The 24933-nt window shown below is 61.1% G+C and carries 21 protein-coding genes and 3 tRNA genes; 9 read left to right on the forward strand and 15 right to left on the reverse strand.

Going from position 1 to position 24933, the window contains the following annotated elements; translation table 11 throughout:
- Nucleotides 1-166 precede the first annotated feature (166 nt).
- From C6Y62_RS02940 to C6Y62_RS02965, 6 genes are all read right to left on the reverse strand, one after another.
- Entirely contained in the window at nucleotides 167-463 is a 297-nt protein-coding gene (locus C6Y62_RS02940) for a hypothetical protein (protein WP_173953067.1), read from the reverse strand.
- Nucleotides 464-591: 128 nt separating this feature from the next.
- Nucleotides 592-3048 carry an ATP-binding protein gene (locus C6Y62_RS02945; RefSeq protein ID WP_173952706.1) on the reverse strand — a complete coding sequence of 819 codons (2457 nt, stop codon included), beginning with the start codon at nucleotides 3046-3048 and terminating at the stop codon, nucleotides 592-594.
- A 187-nt stretch (nucleotides 3049-3235) separates the two neighbouring features.
- Nucleotides 3236-3457: a Trm112 family protein gene (locus tag C6Y62_RS02950; protein ID WP_068461943.1), complete on the reverse strand. Its 222-nt coding sequence runs from the start codon at nucleotides 3455-3457 to the stop codon at nucleotides 3236-3238.
- Nucleotides 3458-3531: 74 nt separating this feature from the next.
- Nucleotides 3532-4212, reverse strand: coding sequence for an LON peptidase substrate-binding domain-containing protein (locus tag C6Y62_RS02955; protein ID WP_173952707.1), 681 nt, complete (start codon nucleotides 4210-4212; stop codon nucleotides 3532-3534).
- Between the two features lie 49 nt (nucleotides 4213-4261).
- Nucleotides 4262-5173, reverse strand: coding sequence for a thioredoxin (trxA, locus tag C6Y62_RS02960; RefSeq protein WP_173952708.1), 912 nt, complete (start codon nucleotides 5171-5173; stop codon nucleotides 4262-4264).
- A gap of 187 nt (nucleotides 5174-5360) precedes the next feature.
- A complete protein-coding gene (locus C6Y62_RS02965; RefSeq protein ID WP_173952709.1) occupies nucleotides 5361-5906 on the reverse strand; it encodes a prolyl-tRNA synthetase associated domain-containing protein in 546 nt (181 codons plus the stop codon).
- A gap of 257 nt (nucleotides 5907-6163) precedes the next feature.
- Here C6Y62_RS02965 and C6Y62_RS02970 point away from each other — a divergent pair, with 257 nt between their 5' ends.
- The 6 genes from C6Y62_RS02970 to C6Y62_RS02995 all read left to right on the forward strand — a co-directional run bounded on the left by C6Y62_RS02970 (nucleotide 6164) and on the right by C6Y62_RS02995 (nucleotide 10436).
- Nucleotides 6164-6580 (forward strand): hypothetical protein, encoded by a 417-nt coding sequence (locus C6Y62_RS02970; protein ID WP_173952710.1) that lies wholly within the window; start codon nucleotides 6164-6166, stop codon nucleotides 6578-6580.
- 127 nt (nucleotides 6581-6707) lie between these two features.
- Nucleotides 6708-6782 (forward strand) — tRNA-Gly (locus C6Y62_RS02975).
- Nucleotides 6783-7092: 310 nt separating this feature from the next.
- Nucleotides 7093-7168 (forward strand) — tRNA-Ala (locus C6Y62_RS02980).
- A gap of 221 nt (nucleotides 7169-7389) precedes the next feature.
- Nucleotides 7390-8199: an alpha/beta fold hydrolase gene (locus tag C6Y62_RS02985; RefSeq protein WP_173952711.1), complete on the forward strand. Its 810-nt coding sequence runs from the start codon at nucleotides 7390-7392 to the stop codon at nucleotides 8197-8199.
- Between the two features lie 207 nt (nucleotides 8200-8406).
- A complete protein-coding gene (locus tag C6Y62_RS02990; RefSeq protein WP_173952712.1) occupies nucleotides 8407-8814 on the forward strand; it encodes a hypothetical protein in 408 nt (135 codons plus the stop codon).
- Nucleotides 8815-9230: 416 nt separating this feature from the next.
- The gene (locus C6Y62_RS02995; RefSeq protein ID WP_173952713.1) at nucleotides 9231-10436 is read left to right on the forward strand and encodes an NAD-dependent formate dehydrogenase; all 1206 of its coding nucleotides are present in this window, start codon (nucleotides 9231-9233) and stop codon (nucleotides 10434-10436) included.
- Nucleotides 10437-10617: 181 nt separating this feature from the next.
- Here C6Y62_RS02995 and C6Y62_RS03000 read toward each other — a convergent pair whose 3' ends face one another.
- A complete protein-coding gene (locus C6Y62_RS03000) occupies nucleotides 10618-12309 on the reverse strand; it encodes a GMC family oxidoreductase N-terminal domain-containing protein (RefSeq protein ID WP_173952714.1) in 1692 nt (563 codons plus the stop codon).
- A gap of 236 nt (nucleotides 12310-12545) precedes the next feature.
- On the opposite strand from C6Y62_RS03000, the gene C6Y62_RS03005 reads away from it, so the two are divergent.
- Nucleotides 12546-12618: transfer RNA gene (locus C6Y62_RS03005), tRNA-Leu, on the forward strand.
- 341 nt (nucleotides 12619-12959) lie between these two features.
- Nucleotides 12960-14129 (forward strand): slipin family protein, encoded by a 1170-nt coding sequence (locus tag C6Y62_RS03010; RefSeq protein ID WP_173952715.1) that lies wholly within the window; start codon nucleotides 12960-12962, stop codon nucleotides 14127-14129.
- 123 nt (nucleotides 14130-14252) lie between these two features.
- On the opposite strand, the gene C6Y62_RS03015 is transcribed toward C6Y62_RS03010, so the two are convergent.
- From C6Y62_RS03015 to bioB, 7 genes are all read right to left on the reverse strand, one after another.
- Nucleotides 14253-15155: an SGNH/GDSL hydrolase family protein gene (locus C6Y62_RS03015; RefSeq protein ID WP_246274255.1), complete on the reverse strand. Its 903-nt coding sequence runs from the start codon at nucleotides 15153-15155 to the stop codon at nucleotides 14253-14255.
- Nucleotides 15044-16234, reverse strand: a complete 1191-nt coding sequence (locus tag C6Y62_RS03020) for an OpgC family protein (protein ID WP_173952717.1) — start codon at nucleotides 16232-16234, stop codon at nucleotides 15044-15046. Before C6Y62_RS03020 ends, C6Y62_RS03015 begins: the two co-directional genes overlap by 112 nt.
- Nucleotides 16235-16573: 339 nt before the next feature.
- On the reverse strand, nucleotides 16574-17560 hold the full coding sequence (locus C6Y62_RS03025; protein WP_173952718.1) for a beta-ketoacyl-ACP synthase III: 987 nt from the start codon (nucleotides 17558-17560) through the stop codon (nucleotides 16574-16576).
- The gene (locus C6Y62_RS03030; RefSeq protein WP_173952719.1) at nucleotides 17557-18834 is read right to left on the reverse strand and encodes an adenosylmethionine--8-amino-7-oxononanoate transaminase; all 1278 of its coding nucleotides are present in this window, start codon (nucleotides 18832-18834) and stop codon (nucleotides 17557-17559) included. Before C6Y62_RS03030 ends, C6Y62_RS03025 begins: the two co-directional genes overlap by 4 nt.
- Complete coding sequence (gene bioD / locus C6Y62_RS03035) at nucleotides 18831-19514, reverse strand: dethiobiotin synthase (protein WP_173952720.1); 684 nt, start codon at nucleotides 19512-19514, stop codon at nucleotides 18831-18833. Before bioD ends, C6Y62_RS03030 begins: the two co-directional genes overlap by 4 nt.
- Entirely contained in the window at nucleotides 19511-20644 is a 1134-nt protein-coding gene (locus C6Y62_RS03040) for an 8-amino-7-oxononanoate synthase (RefSeq protein ID WP_173952721.1), read from the reverse strand. The genes bioD and C6Y62_RS03040 overlap by 4 nt, the downstream gene beginning before the upstream one ends.
- On the reverse strand, nucleotides 20628-21665 hold the full coding sequence (gene bioB, locus C6Y62_RS03045) for a biotin synthase BioB (RefSeq protein WP_068462710.1): 1038 nt from the start codon (nucleotides 21663-21665) through the stop codon (nucleotides 20628-20630). Before bioB ends, C6Y62_RS03040 begins: the two co-directional genes overlap by 17 nt.
- A gap of 555 nt (nucleotides 21666-22220) precedes the next feature.
- On the opposite strand from bioB, the gene C6Y62_RS03050 reads away from it, so the two are divergent.
- Nucleotides 22221-22943 carry a GntR family transcriptional regulator gene (locus C6Y62_RS03050; protein ID WP_173952722.1) on the forward strand — a complete coding sequence of 241 codons (723 nt, stop codon included), beginning with the start codon at nucleotides 22221-22223 and terminating at the stop codon, nucleotides 22941-22943.
- A 56-nt stretch (nucleotides 22944-22999) separates the two neighbouring features.
- Here C6Y62_RS03050 and C6Y62_RS03055 read toward each other — a convergent pair whose 3' ends face one another.
- Nucleotides 23000-24778, reverse strand: a complete 1779-nt coding sequence (locus C6Y62_RS03055; RefSeq protein ID WP_173952723.1) for an alkaline phosphatase — start codon at nucleotides 24776-24778, stop codon at nucleotides 23000-23002.
- Nucleotides 24779-24933 lie beyond the last annotated feature (155 nt).

The raw sequence follows: 24933 nt of genomic DNA on the forward strand, positions 1-24933 counted from the left end.
GAAGGTGTGCGATTGCCCCAAAGACCTGCTCGGCGCGGCAGACCTGCGACCCGATGAACGCCAAAAGGCCTAACAGAACCTTACCGCGCTGAAGCTTTGACCGGATTGTGAATGGGAGCACGCGGGCTAAGGCAAAGGTGCCGCAGGCTCGTCCTGCACGGCGCGGCTAATCGGTTGCTTCGGGCGTAATGGGCGCGGGCGGCTTGCCGGTGCCGCCATGCAGGAACGTCATGGTGACATAGGCACCGATCCACGACCCGACGGCGGCAAAAACAACGTAGACCCAGTTGTTGGTGTAGCTGATGACCGCGAACGAGGAGAGCGTGTACCAGAGCGCGCTCCAGTTGGCTGCGGCCACCCGTTTGCGCGCGATGACCGATGACGTGAACATGACGTAGACGGCGTCTGTCGCCGCAGTCGCGACCACGACACCCAACGCCAGCCACGGATCGATACCCGCCAGGAGTTCCATCGCGTCAGCATAACTGACGGCGTTTAACGAACGGATGATGCGCCGAGTTGCAGCAGCCGCTGCATGCCAGATCATTCGGAATGGGCGTGGCGCTGAAAGTCGCCGGCACCAGGGGCTATCTACTGAGCCCTGGCGAGGGACAACTGACCGAACCAGCGGTCCAGCAACGCTTCCAGATCGCGCCGGTCAAATGGCTTGGCCAGATAGTCGTCCATTCCGGCTTCGCGATAACGGGCCTGATCCTCGGCAAAGGTGTTTGCCGTCAACGCTACCACCGGCGGAGAAACAACCGGCAGCGGGCAATCGGCATAAAGCGCCTTGATGGTGCGGGTGGCCTCGATGCCGTCAACCTCCGGCATGAAGACGTCCATCAGAATGAGATCGTAGGCTTTGGTTTCGCCACTCAGTGTTTCACGCACAGCGGCGATGGCTTCGGCGCCGTTGCGCGCGCAAATATAATCGCAGGCGCATTTCTCAAGCACGCGGCTGGCCAGCAGAGCGTTGATCTCGTTGTCCTCAACCAGCAACACCCGACGGGGCGAGGCCGGGCGCGCTGTGATGCCGTGCTGATCGCGAGAAATGGCCAGCGGAAGCTGCGGTGTTGCGGCCTGGGTGGCGGCCACCGGACGCAAGCCGAGATGCATCAGCATGGACGACGGGCGCACAGGCCGAACGAGGTAAGCATCGAAACCAAGGGCGCGGAAATCGGCCAGGTCGGCGCGAGTGAACACGTCGATCAGCACGGCGCCCAGAACCTTGCCCTGGCGATTGAAGCCACGGGCAGTCGCGAGCAACGTACCCGCGGCCGATGGCCCGACACTGCCATCGATGATGATGCGGTCGAAAGGTGCGTCGGCCTGCGCAGCCGCTTCGAGCGCTGCGATGGCGCCTTCAAACTCGCACTCCGCAGCGGTGACTCCCACCTGCATCAACGCCTCTGACAGCGCGCGTCGCTCCAGAGAACGATCGAACGCCAGCAGCACGCGCGCGTCATGGTGATGGGCGGCATCCAGCGGCTGCAATGCCTGCGCGTGCTCCACCTCTGGCGTGCGCTTGACATGCAGGCTGGCGGTGAACACCGAACCGTTGCCGGGCTCACTCCTGACGCTGACATCTCCGCCCATTGCCTGCGCCAGCTGCATCGAGATTGCCAGGCCGAGCCCTGTTCCGCCCTTGCCATGACGGACAGCAGCTTCGGTCTGCTCAAACTCAGCGAATACAGCTTCCGCTTCGGCTGCGGTGAGGCCAATGCCGGTGTCCTGCACTTCAACAATGAGGGGGATATCGGCGCTGCTCAACGACGAGCCCGGCACCGGCATGACGCGCACACTGACGCCACCCTTGTCGGTGAACTTGACGGCGTTGGACAGCAGATTGAGCAATATCTGGCGCACGCGCGTTTCGTCGCCGACAATCAATTCCGGCAGAAGACCGCTTACCGACCAAGCAATCTCGAGCCCTTTTTCATGGGCTTTCGGCGCGAGAAGCTCGACCGCATCCTGCACGCAATTGGACAGGTTGAACGGGGCTTCGAGCAGGACAAGCTTGCCGGCTTCGATTTTCGAGAAGTCGAGGATGTCACCGATCAGCGCGAGCAGATTACGCGCGGAATGATCAATCGCCTTGATGTAGGTTTCCTGCTCAGGCGTGTGCGGGGTATCGTGCAGCAGACCCGACATACCGATGATGCCATTCATCGGCGTGCGGATCTCATGGCTTACGGCAGCCAGAAAGCGGCTCTTGGCGCGGCTTGCCGCTTCAGCCTGATCGCGTGCCTCCGCCAGATCCATTTCCCAGCGCCGCTGCTCGGTGACGTCGCGCCCGACGCCCTGCACTTCATAGCCGCCATTGCCGCCGGGCGCGGTTACGACCTGCTCTTCCCACGCGATCCAGCGCTCGCCCGATGTCGTGATTGCGTGCTGCATATAACGCTTGGAGCGTACACCATCGGCAGCCGACAGCGGCGCGCTGTTGTCGTCGGCACTGACGGCGATTGCAAACGGCTGGCCTTCAACAACTTCGCCAGCGTTGGAAAACATCTCGCGGAATGCGCGATTGGCAAACGTGACATTGCCGCTTGCGTCCCGCCTGACGATGGCCTGCTCCTGCGTATCGAGCAGCGCGCGGTAGCGGGCTTCGTTCTCGCTCAATTCCCAGCGCGCATCATGCAGGCATTCGAGATCGCTGTTGATGCCACCGTTAGGCGATTGCCGCTTTTGCGCGCGTCTGTCTGCAACCCAGCGCAGGGCGAAGAAAATACCGCAGCCTGTCAGCGCACCACCCAGCACACCGATGATCTGCAATAGTGATAGCGGATTGGGCAGCAAGGCGAGCATCAGCCCGATGCATCCAAGGCCGGCAATCAGCAGAGCGCAAACGTAGGCGAGAGAATTGCCCGGTTGCAGCCATGCGCGGCGTGGACCTGCTGGGGCGAGCGCGGACACATCGTGATCGGAACGCCCGGACAGTGCAGCTTCGGCGCCATCGACGGCCGGCGATGCCGCCTCTTCGCCCACGCGGTTGTGAGCGAGCGGGTCATCTGACGCGCCAGAAGAATGCAAACCTTTGTCGCCCACGCCAACGCACCCGAACGCCCACCAAAATCAGGCGCGAGCATCCGACGGCGCGCGTTTCAAAACGCTGAAGCAGCTTGGTTAACCGAAGGCTCTACTGTCGCAGCGAACAGATCCGCCGAGGCTGCTGCCGTTTCGAAAATGGCCAACGGGCGCCCAGCAACGGCACAGCGGCAACGTTGAACATTGCTCAATCGCGCGGCGACTGATCCAGTTCGCGAGCATCTTCCATACGCATGCGCGGAATGCCGTCGCGGATCGGAAATGCCAGACCCGCGGCACGGCTTATCAGCTCCTGCGCAGCGGCATCATATTCAAGCCGGGTTTTCGTCAGCGGGCAAACCAGCAGCTCAAGCAGCTTGCGATCGACACTGTGCTCCGGGATGTCTGAGCTATCGGTGCTATCCGACATGGAGACGCTACCTTATCTTCCGGCCATTGACCTATTCGCAGAAGCAGGGCGCAGCAGCGATCAGGCCAATGACGTTATTGCAATGTGGTGCCGCTGCCGCCGCCTGACGCCAGCTCCATCTCTGCCAGCGCCACCAGCACTTCAGCCCGACTTTTCAAGTCGGCGGCTTCCAGCAGCGCCTGCTTTTCTTCCACGCCATAGGGGGACATGACGCATAACGCGTTGATGAGGAACTCGCTGGATGCGCGCTGAATCGCGGCCCAGTCTGCCTCCAGCTTGTTGGCGTCGAGATAAGCCCGCAGCACCCGCAGCAGATTGGGGCGATCGACATATTCCTCGCCCAGCCCCTCGGTGAGATCGCTGGCGTAGCGATCATAACTTACGCTCATGACGCGATAGGGCCGATCCGTCAGCGCTTCGTCGATGATGTCGTAACGCGTGACGCCGGTGAGCGTGATCGACAGGCGGCCGTTGTCGACCTCCTGATAGGACGTGACGCGGCCGACGCATCCGATGGAGCGCAGCGGCACAATCTCACGCGGGCTTTCCTCATCGTCGCTGCCCTGACCGGCCGGCTGAATGATGCCGATCAGGCGATCGCCCGCCATCACATCTTCCAGCATTTCAAGGTAGCGCGGCTCAAACACGTTCAGCGGCAGCGTGGCGCGAGGCAACAGAATGGCGCCTCGTAGCGGGAAAACAGGAATCCGGGGCGGAAGGTCTGCAGGGCGCCGGTAACGATCGGTCGGTGACACAGGTCATAATCCTTCCGCCTCCGATGAGGCTTTGCATCGACAAAATCAATCAGGCGAAAAGCAGCGAAGAAAGCCTCCGGCGTCCTTCGATTGCCGCGGGGTCTTTGAAGCCCCAGGCCTCGAAAAATTGCACGAGCTGTTTGCGCGCGGCCTCATCGTTCCATTTCCGGTCACGACGCACAAGTTCAAGCAGATGCTCGACTGCATCGGCCTTCTTGTTCTGTGCGGCCAGCGCCACCGCGAGATCGAAACGCGCCTGATGATCGGCGGGATTGGCCTCGACGCGCTGCACCAGCACACCGAGCTCACCGGAATCGCCAGCCTTGCGAGCCAGCTCCAGCGCTGCCTTCACCTGCTGCACGGCGGGAATGGAAGCTTCGGCCTGTGGCACCAGAGCGATCATCTGATCGGCGCGATCGATGTCGCCTGTCTGCAGATAGCAGCGCGCCAGACCGGCCAGCGCAGTGGCGTTGTCCTTATGCTGCTGCAGCACCGCCGCATAGATTTCAGCCGCCGCCTGCACATCGCCTTCCTCAAGCGTCTGCTCGGCCGTCGCGAGAATGGTGGCGATGTCGGCTTCCTCGTCGGCGCCAAGCAAGCGCTCAACAAATGCTTTGACGGCGCTTTCCGGCTGGGCGCCCATGAACCCATCCAGCGGGCGGCCATCGCGGAACGCATAGACCGTCGGCAGGGACTGAACGCGGAGCTGACCGGCGATGCCGGGATGCTCATCGACGTTCACCTTCACCAGCCGCACCTTGCCGTTGTAGCTGCGAACAACTTTCTCAAGGATCGGGGTGAGCTGCTTGCAGGGCCCGCACCAGGACGCCCAGAAGTCGACAATGACCGGAACGCTGCGCGATGCCTCAAGCACGTCCTTGGCAAAAGTCGCCGTGGTTGAATCTTTGATGATGTCAGCACCACCGCCGCCTGCGGCCGATGCCGTCAAATCAAATTCCATACTTTGTTTCTCCTCGCGGCGCGTCAGTAAGCCTGTCACCAGTGCGCAACTCAATACAAAAACTTCACCAGCGGCTCAATTCCACATGGCGGCCAGCCCCGGAACTAAGCCCCAGATCGTCATGCACCGCTTCTGTTACAAGCGGCACCGTTTCTCTCAGCTGCCAATGCTGTCCAGCCAAGCCATCTCACGGCGGCGGGCGATCTTCCACCCGGCTCAACGTCTCAATCGTCAACTGGTGCCCACCGGCACGTATGAAGCGCAGCAGATCTTCGCGGGCAATGCTGGTGGTGGCAGTGTTTTCCAGCGGATGACAGTTGATGGTGTCATGCGCCATCAAGGCGGCGTCGATTATCACGCGGACCCTGAGCGCATCATCGTTCATCACCGCGAATGCCGTGACCGAGCCAGGCGTGACGCCCAGCACCTCAAGCAGCAGCTCCGGCTTGCCGAAACTGAAGCGACCAGCTCCGAATTGCCGTGACAATCCCTTCAGATCGACTTTTGTCGTCGATTGAGCGACCACCAGAAACAGCGCGCCCTTGTCGTCCTTGAGGAACAGATTTTTGGTGTGTGCGCCGGACAGCTCGCGCTCCAGATCAGCGCTGTCAGCCACCGTGAACAGCGGCCGATGCTCAACCGTGACGGTCTCGATGCCGAGCTCGGCCAGCCGCTCAAACAACTTCTGGCGGGAAGCGGGCTGTATGATTGTGACTGCTGCTGGATCGGTCATGGATTGTCGAGGCCAGGGCGATGGATCTGAAGCAATTGGCAAAGCGATGCGGCAGTATATAGGCCCAGCATTTGCATATTAGAGGTGAAGAGCGCGCCACTGCTGCGCCGCAGATAACGCGTAGCTCGCCCTTACGCCGCCAAACCATCCTGCAAACTCAACGCCCTGGCCAATCCGGTTAGCATAGTGTTGAGCGATGTCTTGATACGGGACTGAGCCGGCCCTAGCATCCGCCTGCCCTGAATGCAGGAAACCCGATGCGCCGAAGTGCCCTTCTATCCATCCCGATAACCGTTGCCGCCACGCTGGGCTTTGTCGCGTTCGGATCAGCGCCTCTCGCGGGGACTGAGGAGCGTTGGGCGGCATTTGCGCCGAATCTGGAAAATTCCGCCCAGGTCGTCTGGGGGGCAACCCAAGACGAAGCCAAGGAAAAAGCGGCCAGCTCCTGTCGTGCCTCATCCGCGACTTGCGCCGCCAAGCCAGCCAACACCAACGGGCTTGGGCACGTCTTCGCCCTGATGTGCTGCACCGCGCCGCAACAGGGCTGCGCGGCAACCGTGGGCGAAACCCGTCAGATCGCCCTGCACGAAGTGAAGCGTTTGTTTGCCGATGCGGGCTATAGCCAGTGCCGCCTGCAGGGTTATTTCAGCGCCGCCACCGGCCAAAAGGGCTGAAAATAGGCCAAAATTGCATCGGGCGATCCGGTCGCACCCGGTGTTGTTGAAGACGCTTGCAAAGCCCGCGGAGTTGCGCCATAACGCGGCCTCCGCTGCACTTCGCGGCGTTGATACCCAAATGGAAGCGGGCGTAGCTCAGGGGTAGAGCATTACCTTGCCAAGGTAAGGGTCGTGAGTTCGAATCTCATCGCCCGCTCCAATTAACTCACTGCACAAGCTGGTTTAAATCGCGACGGGACACCCCGGCGATTGCCGGCCTGCGCGTGAGTTCTGATGTGCGCCGAGTGTGCGCCCGTGCCTGAGATTTGCTGCCTCAACGCAGCGGCTGCTGAACCTCTACGAACTTGAGCCTGCTTTTGAATGCTGGCATTCCCAGCGCGCCGCGCTTGCCTGATGCCGCCGTGCTGGGCGCACCCCTGCACGCTCTATCTGCTGTGCCGAGGGTGCCGCGCGCCGCTTTGGCTTTTCTTGACAAGATTCGGCGCGACATCCTAAATCCGCCAACGACCGGGGCCGTAGCTCAGATGGGAGAGCGCTGCAATCGCACTGCAGAGGTCAGGGGTTCGATTCCCCTCGGCTCCACCAACTTTATTTGCGCTTAGCCGCCACGCCAACCCTGCGCGCGTTTTTCTCTCTCAGCTCACGCGCCTGAAGGCGCTCCGCATATGGGCGGCGCTAATAAGCGCTTAGGTCGCCTTGCGAGCTGAGCCCTACGGGCTGATTTTCAAACGCTCCGGCGGCCACATCGCAGCCATACGTGTTCTTCAATACCTCCGCCCCTGAATGAATGGTGCGGAGCTTGCACAATGGTTCTGTCCGATCGGGCGATTGTCTATCTGCATGGCTTTCCCGGCGGGCCATCGGAGCTGCAGCTATTCGGCCGTCCGCCCGCGGCGCTAAACGGCACGTTCGCGCCCGATCGCGCGAACGACAGACCAGACCTCGACGCCGTGGCCTACGCCGATGATCTCGCCGGCCGCGTGCAGGCCTATGCCGACAACCGGCCGGTGCACCTGATCGGATTTTCGCTCGGCGCCAGAACCGCGCTGGAATTGGCGGGCCGCATCGGGCCGGAAGTGGCGCAGATCGATTTGATCTCGCCGGCCGGTCCGCTGGATGGCAGCGACCACATCAACGCGATGGCGGGCCGGGCGATATTCAGCATGGCGGCGGCGCGCCCGAAGCTGTTTCGGCTGCACAGCGCCATGCAGGGCTGGTTCGCCCGCCGCTGTCCGGGCCTGCTGTATCGCGCGTTGTTCGCCGATGGGTCTGAAAGCATGGCCCGGAATGCAGAATTCCGTCGCACGATGGAAGGCATTCTGAAACAATGCTTTGCGAACGGTAGCGCCGGCTATCGGCGCGAAATTCTGGCCTATGTGGGACCGTGGTCGAGCCTGCCGACACGGGTCAAGACGCCAACAATCATCTGGCAGGGCGGCCGCGACAGCTGGACACCGCCGATAATGTCGGAGCGGCTGGCGACGCTGCTGCCGAATGCAGAGCGTCATCTGCTGCCCGAGCTTGGCCACTACGGCGCGCTGCAACATGCCCTGCATGCGATCTGCGACCAACGGCAGTTACAGATCCCACGATCGCCGCATGATCACTCTCGATAATTCCGCCCGGCATGTGCAGGCCGGCGCGGGCGCCTGAAAACGGTTGATGTGATCGTCTCCAACCTCCACTGACAACCCGGCGCGCCCCAAAAGTCACTTTCACACGGATTTGCAGTGCGTTACGTCGATTCCTACCGATCTTGCGGTGTACTGGCGCTGGAAAGCCGCTAAACTGCCGCCGGGGAACGTCAGGCGCGGAGGGGCGGGATGGCAGGCAATATCGATGCAGTTATCGCTGCTTTGCGCGTGGTGCTGGACGCCGCCGAGGAAAGCGATGAGCCGTTCGTGAAGGTTGAAGCGGCCAACCGCTGGATCAAGCAACTTCCCGGCACCTGGACCGGCCGCTGGCGCAAGCTGATGCTGAAGGGCGATGGCTCGGGCGATGCGCGCCGCGACGAGTTCGTGGGTCATGTGCGCGCCGTGCTGGCCTTCCTTGAATCGAACAGCAAGGAAACACCTGCGACGCGCAAGTGGTGGTCTCTGCGTCGCCGAAGCGGACAGCAGCAGCCGGCAGCGCCCGTCGCAGCACAGGCCGCAGCGGCTGCGGCAAAGCCCGTAAAGGCGCGCCCAGTGAACCTGCTGCGCGTACGCAAGCCGATGCCCGGCGTGCACTGAATACTTTTTTTGCACCGGCAACACCCCTTCGGGGAGCTGGCCACAGGTGAGGGTCCTTTCGCACGGGCGACACCCCTCCGGGGAAGTTGGCCGCCGGCCGCCGGTGAGGGTCTTTTTACACCGGCGACTCTCCTCCGGGAAGCAGGCCGCCGGTGAAATAGATAAATAATCTGCATTCTGATTAAATCATCGCCATCGACTTCATCGTAGAATTGCCATGGCGCAGCACTTGTCTGCGGCATGCGACTGCATACGTCAAAGATGCGCGGGTCGGCTGCCCTTGCCTGTGATCTGGTCGACCTCGACCGCACACGTTACTGGAAGCGCTCACAGCATCCATCGGGCCGCAAAATTGCGGCGAACGCAGCCATAGCAACGGGACGCTTCCTCAGATCCGAACTCGGAGGATGGCACTCATGGCGAAGATACTCACCGTACTTTATCCTGATCCCGTCGACGGGCAGCCGAAGTCCTATGCCCGCGACGACATCCCAAAGCTCGATCACTATCCCGGCGGGCAGACACTGCCGACGCCGAAGAAAATCGACTTCAAGCCCGGCGAATTGCTCGGCAGCGTTTCAGGCGAACTTGGCCTGCGCAAATTTCTCGAGGATCAGGGCCACACGTTTATTGTGACCTCGGACAAGGATGGCCCGAATTCGGTTTTTGAAAAGGAACTGCCCGACGCCGATATCGTGATCTCGCAACCGTTCTGGCCTGCGTATCTCACCGAGGAGCGGCTGAAGAAAGCGAAGAAGCTTAAGCTGGCGATTACAGCAGGCATCGGATCGGATCATGTCGATCTGGACGCCGCGATGAAGAACGGCGTTACCGTTGCGGAGGTGACGTACTCGAACTCGATCAGCGTCGCCGAGCATGTGGTGATGATGATCCTGTCGCTCGTGCGCAATTATCTTCCGTCGTATGAATGGGTGAAGAAGGGCGGCTGGAATATCGCCGACTGCGTGGAGCGCTCATACGATCTGGAAGGCATGAACGTCGGCACGGTGGGCGCAGGGCGCATCGGATTGGCAGTTCTGCGTCGCCTGAAACCTTTTGACGTGAAGCTGCACTATACCGACCGGCATCGCCTGCCTAAGGAAGTCGAGAAAGAACTTGGTCTGATCTATCACAAGGACGTCGAGTCGCTTGTGAAAGTTTGCGATGTGGTGACAATCAACGCGCCGCTGCATTCGGAAACCGAGCATCTGTTCGACGCCAAGATGATCTCGAAGATGAAGCACGGCGCATACCTCATCAACACGGCGCGGGCGAAAATCGTTGACCGTGACGCGGTGGTGAAGGCGCTGGAAAGCGGACAGCTTGCTGGATACGCGGGCGATGTCTGGTTCCCGCAGCCCGCGCCAAAGGATCATCCGTGGCGGAAGATGCCGCATCACGGCATGACGCCCCACATCTCCGGCACGTCGCTTTCGGCGCAGGCACGCTACGCCGCCGGCACCCGCGAAATTCTGGAGAACTACTTCGCGGGCAAACCGATCCGGACCGAGTATCTGATCGTCGACAAGGGCAAGCTTGCCGGAACGGGCGCGCATTCCTACAGCGGTGGCGATGCGACGAAGGGCGTTGACGAGCCGATCAAGTATCGCAAGAGCGCGTGATAGCGGCTGACGTGACTTGATACCTTGGTGCGATAAAAACAGGCGGTGCTGCTCCAACAGGGCGGCCCGCCTTTTTATTTTGGTTTGCACCGGCGGCTTGCTTCATCCCAACCATGCACCGGCGGCCGGCTGCCCGAAGGGCAGTCGCCGGTGCAAAAGGGAGGGAGCCGCCGGTGCGTGATTACGCGGCGAGGAACGGTGACAGATCCTGCGGCGTTGCACGCACGCCCTGCAGCGGTTCGGCATCGAATGACAAACCGAAATCCTGCTGCATCAGCAGCAACGTTCGCTCCGCCAGCGCGGTGATCGTCAGCAGCGGATTGACGCCGAGCGAACGGGGCATCACCGAACCGTCGACGACGTAAAGCCCCGCGTGCACATCACCCGTGCCGTGACCTGCTCCGGTGTCGAACACCTGCCCCTTGTGATTGATGACGCCCGTCCCGCTATCGCGCCCCATACCCGCGCCACCGAGCGGATGCGCGGTGGCGGGCTGATGGCCCATCACCGTGCCGGACAGCGGGTTCTTGACGTAACTGCCGCCGGACTGCGCCACGACCTTGGACAGAATTTCATCGAGACGCGCATAGACAGGCTCGTTCTTTGCGTCCGGCCAGCGCAACGAAAGGCGATCATCATCGAGCACAAAGCGGCCTGACGCACTGTCGTGCGACACCGCAAAGAAGGTTTGCAGACGCGCGAATGGTCCTTTGTAGACGCCGTTGACGAGGCTCTGCAGTGCGCCGAGCAAACGCCCGTTGGGGAGGAACAGCACCGGCAGCACGGGAGCGATCGCCGATGGCAGCACGCCTTCCTGCACGCGCAGTTCGTTGGCCAGCACGCTATCGTCGTCAATTTCGAGCTGACCCGAAACGGCTGCACCAATCTCAACGCCTTCCAGCTTGGCTGGATACCCAATCCCGACCGCGTTCACCGGCTCGCGCGCGCCATAGCCGAAGGCGATGATGTCACCGTTAGCCGAGAAGCTGGCGCCCGCGCGATCTGAAAGCGCCAGGCCGTGCGCGCGGGAACGGAGCAAAATCTCGCTGGTGCCAAGCGTGCCCGCAGAGAGGATCACAATATCGGCGCGCAGCACAATTTCGTCGCTGTCATCTTTACGGTCCAGACGGCGCACATGCACAGCCCACGTACCATCCGGCTGTTTGCGCACATAACGCACGCCAGCATGGGTGAACAACTCAGCGCCATGGCGCACCGCGTCGGGCAGATACGTCAGCGCGACGGAATTCTTTGCGCCGACGTTACAACCGCCGCAGCAATCGCCGCAACGGGTGCAGCCCGGCTGCTCGACGCCGACGACATTGGTCTGCGGCTCGAAGCTGACTGTGATGGTGGGCCGCACAATTGAATGACCCAGCGCGGCGCCTGCGGATTGCAGCGTGCGATATTTGGTGAAACTGTCAGCGCGCGGATCTGGCTGCGGATTGAGCCATAAACGGGCGCGGCGAAAGCCTTCATCTAGCAGCCCGTCGCGCGCAACTTCATCCGGCCAGCATGGATCTTCGAACACGCGATCATCCGGGCGCAGCGCGACACCGGCGTTGATCAGCGAGCCGCCGCCCAGCCCGCAGCCGACGAGAACGTGCATGTCTTCGCCCAGACGCACATCGTAAAGCGCGGAAGATGGACCGGTGCGGAGCTTCTTGCCCGTCACCTGCATTTCGTTTTTCAGATCGGGAAAGCGGGAAGGAAAACCACCTGCGAGCACCTCGCGCCCGCGCTCGAGCACGGCAACCGATTTGCCTGCGCGCGCCAGACGGGAGGCGGAAACGCCGCCGCCGTAACCGGAACCGACAACGATCACGTCATAGCGATCGCGTGCATGCTCAAGGGTGCGCGAAAGGCCAGTCATCTGCTCTTCCTGTTACCCTTTCCTCAGCTAACCGATTTGCGGCCCTAACGCCACCCGTTCGACGCGGTGTGATTGCTGACACGCAGTGTCACCAAAAGATCGAACCGCGCTTTAATTCCGCCGGAATTGCCGATTTACTGCAAGGCTTGTTGAAGGCCATGTGTACGGACTCGCTGAGCTCCGTCTGGCGCGCGCCGCGTTGCGGATTGCGTGTTCCGCGTTCAACAGAAAGAGCCGAGGCCGTAGCTCACCGGTAGAGCACCCGGTCAGACCGGGAGGAAGGGGGTTCAATTCCCTTCGGCTTCTCCACACGACCGCTCAATGGTTGAGCACAAGAATAGGGATCTTGCTGTGCGGGTTCGAATCCCGCGAATGCCTTCGAAGCATCATCTTGAACTTGGGGAAGCCGGTCTGCTTTCCGGCCCTTCGGGGCAACACTTGAGGCGCTTTGCGCCATGGCGGATACCGCCTGACCGCAATGCCGGAGCACGGGCACCGGCGCTGTTCCAACCATCCGGAGAGCAGCGGCCGCAACCCGGCGCAGAAGGCGGCGCGGCCTGGCTCAAGCCGTGGCCCGTGCTTCTTGATGTGGTTAGCGGACCGGCAACCTTCGCGGCTTCGATTGGGCCGATATTTGATTGGATAGTATTATGCGGAAGTTCGGCTTCTGGTTCGACATTACAGTGCGCGACGATGAGCGCGCGTTTCTTTACCGCGACGGCCGCTTTGAGCGCCTGCTGGCGCCAGGACGCACAATTGCGTTCGATCCGCTGCGCCAGCTCAGCGCTGAAATTGTGAAGGTGGTCCGTACGGAACTGAACGCCGAGCGCGCGCTGCTGCTTCAGCGCACGCACCGCGCGGTTGCCGAGCAGAACCTGGAGCTGGTGCAGACCAGCCCGACCGAAGTTGCGATTGTTTCACTCGACGGGACGCCGCGCCATCTGGTGCCCCCCAACAGCACACGTGCGTTCTGGCGCGTGCTGACGGCCGTTGATATCGAAGTGATCGACACCGCTGACGAACTGCGCGTGGCAAAGCAGCATATCAATCGGATTGACCTCGCCAACGCGACCAAGCTGGTCGTGTTTGCGATTGTCGACGCGCACGAGACCGGCCTGCTGACCGTCGATGGCGAGCTGAAGGAGCGGCTGTCGCCGGGCTTCCACGCGTTCTGGCAGATTGGGCGCACGGTGAAGATCGCGAAGGTGGACATGCGTCCGCAGCCGCTTGAGGTGACGGCGCAGGAGATCCTGACCAAGGATCGCGTTGCCATCCGCATCACTCTGACGGCGTTCATCAAGGTGACCGATCCGGAGAAAGCAACCAAGGCAGCGGCGGATGTCGCGGGCACGCTTTATCGGCTGGTGCAGTTTGCCATTCGCGAAGCCGTGGCGACGCGGACGCTGGATGAAATTCTGGCAGCGCGCGACACGATCGATCGCGAGGTGCAAACCTTCGTCGCCGAGCGAGCTGCGGATCTGGGCGTCGAGATCGGGGCAATTGGCGTCAAGGACATCATCCTGCCGGGTGACGTGCGCGAGCTGCTGAACAAGGTTGTAGAGGCGGAGCGTCTGGCGAAGGCCAACCTGATCCGCAGGCAGGAGGAGACAGCGGCAACACGCTCGCTGCTGAACACCGCGAAGCTGATGGAGGACAATCCGCTGCTGCTGCGGCTGAAGGAGCTGGAGGCGCTAGAGAAGCTGGTCGAGAAGGTGGGGCGGATCGATCTGCACACCGGCGGCAACGGCGGCGGTGCCGGCCTCGATGCTTTGCTGCAGAACCTCTATCGCCTGAGCCGCGAGAAGCCGGATAACACCTGACATCGGCAGCGTGCTGGTGCGCATCCTGCTGCTTCGATGCTGCGTTCGAAAACAAAAGAGGCGCTCGGAATGTTCCGGGCGCCTCTTTTTTGATTCAGCCGTTGGCCGTCTCAGTGACGATGATCAGCGCAGCGGCGCCTTCAGCGTGCCAGCGCGCTTGGCGGTTTCGGCAGGATACTTCATCTGCACTACTGCCTTTTGCGGCGTGAAAGCATCGCCCACTTCATCCTGCAGCGCTTCGGCCACGATGCGGCCCAGGCAGCCATAACCGGCATCGCTGAGGTGGAAGCCATCGGCCGCCAACAGCTGCTGCGCCGTGTATTGGGCCGAGCTGACCAGATGCTTCATGATCGCATAGCGCCGCAGCACCGGGATGCCGCGTTGCTCCGCAATCTGGCGAATGGAAGCCAGATAGAGCGGGAAGCTGCTGACCTTTTCGGAGCGCGGATAATACTGCATGTCGAGCAGCACGATGTCGATGCCGGCCTGCTGCATCTGCTCGATGCCCGCCACTACGGTGGCGCGGAACTTGTCGAGCGGAACGCCGCGCAGTGCATCGTTGACGCCCGTCTGCCAGATGACCAGCGTGGGCTTGCGCGCGATCACATCCTTTTTGATGCGCTTCAGCATATGCGTGGCGAGCTGACCGCCGACGCCCATGTTCTCGACCTTGATGGTGCTGCCCGGAAAGCGACGGCGCAGTTCTGCCTGCAGCTTTACCGGATAACTGGCGTTGGGGCTGGAGGCGCCAACACCCTGCGTGCTCGATGAACCCAGAGCGATGATGCTGACAGGCTTGCCATCAGCGAGCGCCGCCGTGAACTTCGGTAGCGGCGCTTTGAAACGCACCAGCGTATCCGGTGCTTCACAGGTGGCGTTGGCTGACGCGGGCGAAACCAACGCCAGCGAGACAGCTATGCTTGCAATTGCTGCGAAGGCGCAGCGGATCGACGGACGGTTGCAAACCGGCGCAGCGATGGCACGAAGCCAAAATCGGTGCTGCGGTTGCGCTGCGCTACTATCCATGCAGTCCCCAACAGTATCCCGATACCCACGGTGTTGATCAGGATCTGTAGAGCAAGTCCCTTACCGAGTTCAACCATTACAATCCAACCGATAAATGACAGGATTGTGCCAACGCAGAAGACTTCCAATGAGTGACGGCCACAGCGACCTATAGCCATCGCCCAAGGACGCGTAAGAAACGCACTTTGAGGGGCCATCAGCACCAGAACGAGATAGCCAAGTGCTACAACGTTCATAAGACGCCAAAGAGAGACGTAAGTTTTATCCATATGCCCGAGCGGATTCGCCGCAAGCAAACGCGTCTGTTCCAAGCCCGGAATCTGCGTCCATGGCGCGATAGCGATAAACGCAAAAGCGAGATAAGCAGCAGCGAGCGCAACGAGTGGGCGCGAAGCCTGCACCGTTACTTTGCGCGTGAAGTGCGCCGTCAACGCGCCGACAGTTATGATGAGCTGCCAGGCAAACGGGTTGAATACCCAACCTCGCGAATGCTGCATGCTCGGCAGGTTCATCGTCACCACGTTGGCGACGGCCCACAGACCAAACGACAGCACCAGCGCCTGCCATGGATTGCGATGGATGAGCCAAAGCACAAGCGGCATCCAGAACATCAGCAACACAATGTAGAGCGGCAGGATGTTGAGCAGGTTCGGCTGATTGGCGAGCAACGCCGCCTGCACCGCTGAGCGCAGCGGATCGATAGAGAAGACATGTACGCCGATATTCTTGGCGTATGAGAACTTGCCGAAGTAGGCCGCCGCGAGCGTGAGGCCGATGCCGCAGATAACAATCAGCGCAAGGTGCCAGAAATAAATGTCGCGCACGCGCTCATAGACCCGCAGCGTGCCGGCCTTGAATCCCTGATGCTCGAACGTGCGGCTGTAAGCCAGCACAGCGGAGAAGCCCGCAAGCAGCACGAACACTTCCGCAGCATCCGCGAAACCGAAATTCCGCAGGGTGAATTTCGCGAACACGTTGTCCGGCACGTGATCCACGAAGATGAAGATCAGCGCCAGGCCGCGAAAAAAGTCGATTCTGAGGTCGCGCCGTGAAAGAGAGCTTATTTCGCCCTTCGGCATGGTTCCCACCTAAGCCGCTGATAGGAAAGTGACACCGGAACGGGCACACTGCACGTTCCAGTTAACCCAAACAACGCGACACGACAGTCGCCAGTTCCTGAAAGGTAATTGCGGCGCGACGGGGGCCTCGCAGGACAACCTGCCTTGAGACGACAACCAACTCTGCATAGTCCGACGTCCAATGGCACCCGGAGCGTACTGACCGGAGAGGATCAGCGATTCCGCCTGAACGCCACATGAACCGCGCGTTAGGGATGAAAATCGGGCCATCGCCCGCGCGCGAAATTGTCCAGGGACGAGGCCAACGCAGCCCAGCGAAGCACCTCGCCAACCTGCGTCTCAGCAGCGGTAGACGACCGCGCCACCGGTGAGGCCCGCTCCCGCTGCGCACATCAGCAGCGACTGCCCCGGTTGCACCTGCCCCGCCTCCATCGCCAGTGAGAGCGTGAAGGGTATGGTTGCCGCCGAACTGTTGCCGAAGGCCGCGACGCTGCTCAGCACCCGTTCGCTCGGCATGCCGAGTTGCTTCGACACAGCCGCGATGATCCGGCCATTGGCCTGGTGCGGCACAAGCCAGTCCATCTGGCCCAGCTCGAGCGCCGACATCGCGAGCGCCTTCTGCGATGCATCGGACATCATCTCAACGGCCCGCACGAACACCGCCTTGCCATCGGTGATGGTCATCAGCGTTTCTTCGATAGGCAGGTCAGCGGCGAACGGCCGACGGCTGCCGCCGCCAGCAATCTGGATCAGCCCGTAGGCGCTGCCATCGGTGGCGAGACTGACGCCGAGCACACCGGTGTCGGCGCGATCGGTTGGCAGCAGCACGACGGCGCCAGCGGCATCGGCGAATAAAACAGAGCTGGCCCTCTCCGCCGGATTGATGCGGCGGGAAAGAATGTTCGCCGCCACCACCAGCACGGGCGCCCGGTGAATGCGTGCGAAGCTGTCGCCCAGCGCAAGCGCATAAAGGAAGCCGCCGCAGGCGCCGGCCATGTCGATGCCGCCGGAGTTGGTGAGGCCGAGCTTATGCGTGAGCAGCGGCGCCGATGGCGGTAGCGGATTATCCGGCGTGCTGGTGGCCAGCAGCGTCAGCGCGACGGCAGCGCGATCGATGCCGGCATTACGCAGCGCCATGTCGGCGGCCGGGAAGGCGATGTCGGTGAGCGCCTGCTCCGGCGCTGCATAACGGCGCTCTTCGATGCCGGTGCGCCGCTTGATCCACCCGGGCTCAAGACCCAGGCGCTGTTCGATCTCGGCGTTAGTGACGCGCTGCTCCGGCGCATAATGTCCGGCGCCTGCGATTGTTGTTCCAGCGATGCTCATGCGGTTTGCCTCGCCAGCCAATCCGGCGCGTCGGCAATGGCGCTGTACACGAGATCAAGCTCCTGCCCGGTGATGCAATAGGGGGGCATGACGTAAATGGTATTGCCCAGCGGCCGCAGCAATACGCCGCGCTCAAGGAAGTAGCGCGACAGCGCGGGCGCCACGCTGGCGAGATAACCGCCGTCGGCCACCTTAAAATCAAGCGCTGCGATGGTGCCGAGCTGACGAACATTTTCGAAATGCGGATTGTCTCGGAACGCTGCCAGGCGCGCGGCGTGCGCATCGACCAATGCGGCCAGACGATCGACAACCGGCTCATCGCGCCAGATTTCGAGATTGGCGACCGCAGCCGCGCAGGCGATCGGGTTGGCGGTGTAGGAACTGGAATGGAAGAACATGCGCGAACGGTCATGCGAACGGTGCGCGTCAAAAATCGGCGCCGTGCACAGCGTCGCCGCCAGCGGCATCGACCCGCCGGTGATGCCCTTGGCGAGACACATGATGTCCGGCGCAATGGTAGCAACATCGCACGCCAGCATCCGGCCCGTACGGCCCCAGCCGGTCATCACCTCGTCGGCAATCAGCAGCACACCATGGGCATCGGCGACACGGCGCAATTCACGCAGCACGCTTGCGTCGTACATCAGCATGCCGCCCGCGCCTAGGATCAACGGCTCAACGATCAGCGCGGCAACATCGCCGGCAGCGCACGCGGCTGCAAACGCATCGATGGTGAGCTGCTCGTTGCCAGCGGATGGAAACGGAATGCGCAGCACATCGAACAACAGCGGCTCATATGGGCTGCTGAACACCCCGCGCGCGCCGACCGACATGCTGCCAACCGTGTCGCCGTGATAGGCATGCTCAAACGCAACGATGCGGCTGCGCGCTTCGCCAATGTTGCGGAAGTAGCCGAGCGCCATTTTCAACGCGACCTCGACCGACGTTGAGCCGCTGTCAGAAAAAAAGACGTGTTCAAGTCCGCGCGGCGCAAAATCAATCAGGCCGCGGGCCAGCGTCTCGGCGGGCTCGTGCGTGAAACCGGCGAAGATCACCTGATCCAGCGTCTGCGCCTGCTGCGAAATGGCATCGACAATTTTTGGATGGCAGTGCCCGTGCGTGATCACCCACCACGACGAAATCGCATCCAGCAACTTCGTGCCGTCGCGCGTTTCAAGCCAGGCGCCGGAAGCTGACGCAATCGGCATCATCGACGGCAGCAGGCCGTGCTGCGTGAATGGATGCCAGATCGGACTGCCGGACCTGTTCGTCATGGCGCGGACGGGTGCGCAGACGATGGCGGCGCAACAGGAGCAGCTGCGATAAAATCAGCGGTACGGAAGTTGGCAGCAAATGCAGCGGAAAGCGAGGCGGGCGAAAGCTCATCGAGATGCGGCAGGCGACCCAAGCGACGCGTGCCGCCCATGGTGACAATGGTGCTTTCCGAATCCGACATGCTGTCGCCAATGAAAGCGACGCCGAGCAACGGAACGCCACGACGCTGCAGTGCTTCGATGGACAACAGGCTGTGATTGATTGTGCCCAGCCGGGTTGAGGCGACGAGCACGACTGGCAATTGCCAGCGCGCATAAAGATCAAGCTGCAGGTAGTCACGCCGCAGCGGCACCATCAAACCACCGGCGCCTTCAATGACAAGCGGTGTGCCACGGGGCGTGGCGGGAATGGCCGAAAGAGTTTCGACGTCGATCTCTATGCCATCGCGCTCGGCTGCAAGATGCGGCGATGCCGGCGTCTTCAGACGATAGGTTTCAGGCAGAATGTTTTCCCTATCGGCCGCTGCCAGACGGCGAACGGTTTCGCTGTCGGTCGGTCCGGACAAACCAGCTTGCACCGGCTTCCAGTAAGCGCCGCCCAGGGCCGAAACCAATGCAGCTGAAAACACCGTCTTGCCGATGCCCGTATCGGTCCCCGTCACGACGATTGTCGCGCTCATGACTGCAGCCTCTCCAACTCCTCGGCGAGCGCATCGATCACAGCGGCGACCTGCGCTTCATCAACGTTCAACGTCAGCATCAGGCGTAGTCGCGCGGTGCCCTCCGGCACGGTTGGCGGACGCACGGCGCGGATGTCGAACCCACGCTGCTGCATGGCGGAGGCAAGACGCGTTGCGCGCTCGTCCGAGCCGACAATGACAGGCTGAATATGCGTGCCGGAAACCGGCAGACCGCAACGCTCGTTCAATCGCGCGCCAGCAAACGCAACCAGCGCAGCCAGCTTATCGCGCCGTGCCGCGCCGAAGCGGCTGACAAGCAGAGACGCGCGCACAACCGATGTAATCAGCGGCGACGGCGCAGTGGCATAAATGAAGGGGCGCGATCGATTGATGATGTAGTCGCAAAGGATTTTGGGGCCGGTGACCAGCGCACCCATGGCGCCCAGCGCCTTGCCGCACGTGTGCAGAGCGACGACGTTTTCGCGCCCTTCAAGCGCCGCACCCAGCCCCCGCCCCATTGGCCCCATAACGCCGGTGGCGTGTGCTTCGTCGATGACGAGAACACCGCTGTGGCGGTCGGCAATGGCGATGAGCTCATCCAGCGGCGCGGCATCGCCGTCCATGCTGTAAAGGCTCTCAACAGCAATCCAGGGCGTGCCCGTGCCACCGTTGGCGCGCCAATGCGTGATCGCGTCCTCGACCGCCTGGGCATCGTTATGACGGGCCGGGACGCAATCCGCTTTGCCCAGCCGCATTCCATCGTGAACCGATGCATGGATCAGTTCGTCGTAAACAACCAGATCGCCGCGCTGAGGCAGCGTTGAGAAGATCGCAAGATTGGCCAGAAAGCCACCGCCGAAAAACAGCGCGCACTCAGCACCAAAGAATGCTGCCGCTTCTGCTTCCAGCGCTTCGTGTTCGCGATCGTTACCGCGCAACAGCCGCGATCCGCCGGAGCCAATGGAAACATCGCGCAGCACAGCTGAACGCGCAGCATCGCGCAACTCAGTTGAGCGCGCGAGTGCGAGGTAATCGTTAGAGCTGAAATCAAGGCCGGTTGCCGGTGCGAGCGCCCGAAGGCGCCCGCGTCGCGTCAGCGCTTCAAGCGCACGCTCATGGCTCTTGTACATCGCCCTGCTCGCCCGCTCCGTTCTTGAGTTCGAGCGGCTTCAAGCCCAGCTTTTCAAACAGCACGGCATCGCTGTCTTCGCCGGGGTTGTCAGTTGTCAGCAGCGTGTCGCCAATGAAGATGGAATTGGCGCCGGCGAAGAAACACAGAGCCTGCGTCTCGTCGCTCATCTCGGTACGGCCAGCGGACAGACGGACAAACGACTGGGGCATCATGATGCGTGCAAGTGCGATGGTGCGCACGAAATTGATACCGTCGATCTTTTCCGCATCCGCCATCGGCGTACCCGGAATGGGGATCAGCATGTTGATCGGCACGCTTTCCGGATGCTCGGGAAGGTTGGCCAGCGTCAACAGCATGTCGACGCGATCTTCCGGCTCCTCGCCCATGCCGACGATGCCACCACAGCAGACCTTGATGCCGGCCTCACGCACACGCGACAGCGTATCGAGGCGATCGGCGAACGTGCGCGTCGTGATGACCTTGTCGTAGTAGCGCTCGGACGTGTCGATGTTGTGGTTGTAGTAATCGAGACCGGCGTGCTTGAGCTGCATGACGTCATCGTCGGACAACATGCCGAGCGTCATGCAAGTCTCCATGCCCATCTCCTTCACGCCCTCAACCATCGCGCACAGCGTTTCCATGTCGCGGTTCTTGGGCGAACGCCACGCAGCACCCATGCAGTAGCGGGTAGCGCCCTGCTCCTTGGCCTTGCGCGCTTCGGAGAGAACGCGCTCCACCTGCATCAGCTTGCTGGCCTTGAGGCCGGACGAGTGATGCGCTGACTGGCTGCAGTAACCGCAGTTTTCCGCACAGCCGCCGGTCTTGATCGACAGCAGCCGGCTGCACTGCACAGAGTTGGGTTCGAAATATCGACGGTGAATCGTGTGAGCCTTGAACAACAGGTCGTTGAACGGCGCATCATAAAGAGCCTGCGCTTCCTCGCGTGACCAGTCATGGCGCACCGAGCGGTCGGCAGATTGGCTCGTCCCTACGGATGCATGGGACGTCCGCAGCTCCATTATTTGCATAAAGCTTCCTCCAAGGCCGGCCATCTGCAGCCAACAACGCCCCGTTGTTTGCACCGGGCTGAAAATACCCGCAAGGGCGAAAGGACGAACCGATACGCTGTGTCGCCAATAATACTTGTAGCCGCCGCTTGCTCCGAGCGAAACGCAGCCTCTGCCGCAACCCCAGATCATCAATCCGGACTACCAAACAAAAACAATCGAAACATGGAACATAGTTAACGTAACAACATTTGCGCCGTGCACGTATTAGTTTTGCGGGGCGCATGTCGATATTGCGCCCGCGTGTCGCACCTTTAAGTTGAGTAGCTGAAATAGACGTGGACAACCCCAGTGCAACATGACCTAATGCGGGTTATAGTTAATCGCGATTATTATACAGTACTTCGAAGTGCACATGGTTTTGAAGATAATGGCGTACGCGTCATATGCACTGCAAAGGTTTCGTATTTCGCGTTGCCGGACATTGGCGGGCCAGAGGCGGGGCCAACAAATGCTCCATAGTTCCTTTGGCTCGGAGGCAAGTCACTCAAACCTTCGAGGCTCCCTATGACAGCGGTAGGACGGTTCTCCACACGGCCCCTTTATCTGCAAGTTAAGGACACCCTGATCCAACGCATTGCGGCAGGCGCGTGGAAACCGGGAGCGGCAATTCCGAACGAAATTGAGCTTTCGCGAGAATTGGGAATAAGCGTCGGCACGGTGCGCAAAGCACTGGATGAAATGGAATGCGAGCGGCTGATTTCCCGACGCCAGGGCCGCGGTACATTTGTAATAGATCAAACTTCCAACGAGCATGCCGTCCGCTTCAGCAATATCCGCGAGCGCGACGGATCAAAAATAGTTGGCGATGCAGAAAGCTCGTCTGTGCTCGAAGGCACCGCAAGTGAATGCGAGGCGCGCAACCTACAGTTGCGAATTGGCGAACCGGTTTATCGGATACGCCGCGTTCTTTCTCACAAAGGCGCACCATTGCTGACTGAAGAATCAACCGTTTCGCAGTCGCGCTTTCCCGGCCTTTCACATGCCGATGACATTTCACCTAGCATTGTCGTGCTTTCCCATCACTACGGTGTGCTGCTGGGGCGCGCTGAAGAAAAGGTCGCCGTCACAACAGCGAGCGATGTCGACGCACAATTACTGAAGGTGGCCGAGGGCACACCGCTGCTTACGCTGGACAGCATAGTGTTTGCGATCGACGGAAAGCCGGTTGAGTGGCGGCAAGCCAAGTGCAATCTGGCCGGCTATCACTACTACGCTGAAATGAATTAGCCCGCCTGTAGGTTAATTTATTTTGTACTTTGCAATGCACGGATATGTTTGAAGACTTACTTCGCTAGGCCTAGCGCTAGCGCTCGTGCAATCGCACGAAATACGTAAGTGTTGTCAACGCGTCCGCGAAAAGCATCCGCGCCGGGGCCGTCTGCGGTCAGCAGGACGTCATCGGCTGCGTGAACTCCGCTGCGTGCAGTAATCGGGAGATTGCCGATCTTTCGGGCTTCCCCCGGCGCGCAATAGGTTGGGGTCTCAGCCGCAGCCGCCTTTTCTCCTCGCCGATCCCCTGCGCGCGCTCCCGCCGCACCAGCAGCAATGGTCGGAACGTTCTCCCCACCAAGGTGAGGACGCCCGGCATCGCAGTGGTCGGGATAGGCGGCGAACACCATCGCCAGTCGCCGCTCGACATCAACGCGCGGCGGATAGCCAGCTTCGTCCGGCGCCGGGTAATCCGGAAAGCCGGCGGACGCATAGGTCTGCAGCCGCTCGCGCAGTTCATCGCCCTTGCGGTCGTCATACGTGCCGATGATCGACACCGGATGCGCGTGATCGGGCACGACGATCACGAGTGCATCATTGCTGCGGGCCGCATATTCCTTGGCCACTGCCACTGCGTTATCGAACATGATGGTGTCGTAGACCGCGCGCTCCCAATCGAGCGAATGGCTGTATTTGTCGATGCGCCCAGCTTCAACCAGAAGCAAGAAGCCCTGATCATTGCGCGACAGCACCTGCAACGCCGCGCGAACGCTGTCGGTAAGATCCGGCTGATCGGGGAATTTGGCGACCGTGCCCTTCTTCAGAAATCGGCGATCAAGCGCGCCATCGATGTTGCGATCATTGAACAGCCCCAGCAGCCGGCGCGTTTCAGGCCGTGCCGCGACATCGCCAAGCGTCGTTGCAGTATCGACGAACGCATATCCGGCATGCTGAAATTTCTGGATGTAGTCCTGACCGTCGCGACGCTTGCCACGATCAACGCCAGCCGGCCGGAAGAATTGCGCACCACCGCCAAGAACAACATCGGGCTGCAGACCGAAGTACATCTCCACGATGTCTTCATAATCTGAACGGGCGCGCGTGTGCGCGACAAATCCAGACGGCGTTGCGTCCTGGATTTCAGTGTCAGTTACGATGCCAACGGCCAATCCAAGCTTGCGCTTTGCAAGCTCGGCGATCGTCTCGAACTGCGGATGCTGATGGTTCTCGCGATTCGACGCGCAATAAACACCCAGCGCATTCACGCACGACTTATGTCCGGTTGCATAGGCGGTGATCGAATTCGCACTGTCGGTCACGATTGAATCAGTACCGGAGGTTGAAACCAGCGCCATGTTGGACATCGAGTCCATCGCAAGCTCGCCGTGATATTTGCCCTGCGAGATGCCCTTCGACAGCATGCGCGCTGCCGTTCGGTGCGCGATTGAAAGACCATCTCCGACCAGCAAAATGACGTTGCGGGCAAGCCTGCCATCGGGCGTGCCGAACACATCCCACGTGACGCGCGCTGTTGAACCACCGGCCGATGCTTCGACGACAACCGGCCCGCTACCGGACAGTTCAGCATTCCTGATCCAGTAGGCAGTCCGCGCAGCTCCGTCCTCGCGCTCGACAACGGTCGCTTCCTTGCCAAGCACCTTGCCCGCGTCTTCGCCGTTGATGATTACGCGCAGATCGCCCGCTGGCGGCGCTCCGGGAAACTCGACCTTCAGATCGAATTTGGCGCCTTGCAGTATCTGCGCCCGGTCTATCGGGTAAATCGTTTGGGCGGCGGCCACGCCACTCCACACCAGCGCCGCAATGACGATTACGAGGCGAACGGGCGATGTCATCGGGCCTAATTCCGTTGAGACATGGAACTCCAGCTTCGCGCTTAGCCCGCGTGAATGAAGGCTATGTGACAGCAACCCAGCGTCATTTTTGCTCCGCCATAGGATCATTGGTAACTATTTGGTAATGAATAGTATCGGCAAGCATTGAAATAGAT

This window comes from Hyphomicrobium sulfonivorans (assembly GCF_013306565.1).
GTDB lineage: Bacteria > Pseudomonadota > Alphaproteobacteria > Rhizobiales > Hyphomicrobiaceae > Hyphomicrobium_A > Hyphomicrobium_A sulfonivorans.

Excerpts from the sequence above, each read along its gene's own strand:
- C6Y62_RS02985 (WP_173952711.1), top strand. The coding sequence starts at position 7,390 with ATGGTTCTGTCCGATCGGGCGATTGTCTATCTGCATGGCTTTCCCGGC.
- C6Y62_RS02995 (WP_173952713.1), top strand. The coding sequence starts at position 9,231 with ATGGCGAAGATACTCACCGTACTTTATCCTGATCCCGTCGACGGGCAG.
- C6Y62_RS03000 (WP_173952714.1), bottom strand. The coding sequence starts at position 12,309 with ATGACTGGCCTTTCGCGCACCCTTGAGCATGCACGCGATCGCTATGAC.
- C6Y62_RS03015 (WP_246274255.1), bottom strand. The coding sequence starts at position 15,155 with ATGGATAGTAGCGCAGCGCAACCGCAGCACCGATTTTGGCTTCGTGCC.
- C6Y62_RS03030 (WP_173952719.1), bottom strand. The coding sequence starts at position 18,834 with ATGACGAACAGGTCCGGCAGTCCGATCTGGCATCCATTCACGCAGCAC.
- C6Y62_RS03010 (WP_173952715.1), top strand. The coding sequence starts at position 12,960 with ATGCGGAAGTTCGGCTTCTGGTTCGACATTACAGTGCGCGACGATGAG.
- C6Y62_RS02990 (WP_173952712.1), top strand. The coding sequence starts at position 8,407 with ATGGCAGGCAATATCGATGCAGTTATCGCTGCTTTGCGCGTGGTGCTG.
- C6Y62_RS03025 (WP_173952718.1), bottom strand. The coding sequence starts at position 17,560 with ATGAGCATCGCTGGAACAACAATCGCAGGCGCCGGACATTATGCGCCG.
- C6Y62_RS03055 (WP_173952723.1), bottom strand. The coding sequence starts at position 24,778 with ATGACATCGCCCGTTCGCCTCGTAATCGTCATTGCGGCGCTGGTGTGG.
- C6Y62_RS03050 (WP_173952722.1), top strand. The coding sequence starts at position 22,221 with ATGACAGCGGTAGGACGGTTCTCCACACGGCCCCTTTATCTGCAAGTT.
- bioD (WP_173952720.1), bottom strand. The coding sequence starts at position 19,514 with ATGAGCGCGACAATCGTCGTGACGGGGACCGATACGGGCATCGGCAAG.
- C6Y62_RS03020 (WP_173952717.1), bottom strand. The coding sequence starts at position 16,234 with ATGCCGAAGGGCGAAATAAGCTCTCTTTCACGGCGCGACCTCAGAATC.
- C6Y62_RS02970 (WP_173952710.1), top strand. The coding sequence starts at position 6,164 with ATGCGCCGAAGTGCCCTTCTATCCATCCCGATAACCGTTGCCGCCACG.
- trxA (WP_173952708.1), bottom strand. The coding sequence starts at position 5,173 with ATGGAATTTGATTTGACGGCATCGGCCGCAGGCGGCGGTGGTGCTGAC.
- C6Y62_RS03040 (WP_173952721.1), bottom strand. The coding sequence starts at position 20,644 with ATGTACAAGAGCCATGAGCGTGCGCTTGAAGCGCTGACGCGACGCGGG.
- C6Y62_RS02965 (WP_173952709.1), bottom strand. The coding sequence starts at position 5,906 with ATGACCGATCCAGCAGCAGTCACAATCATACAGCCCGCTTCCCGCCAG.
- C6Y62_RS02950 (WP_068461943.1), bottom strand. The coding sequence starts at position 3,457 with ATGTCGGATAGCACCGATAGCTCAGACATCCCGGAGCACAGTGTCGAT.
- bioB (WP_068462710.1), bottom strand. The coding sequence starts at position 21,665 with ATGGAGCTGCGGACGTCCCATGCATCCGTAGGGACGAGCCAATCTGCC.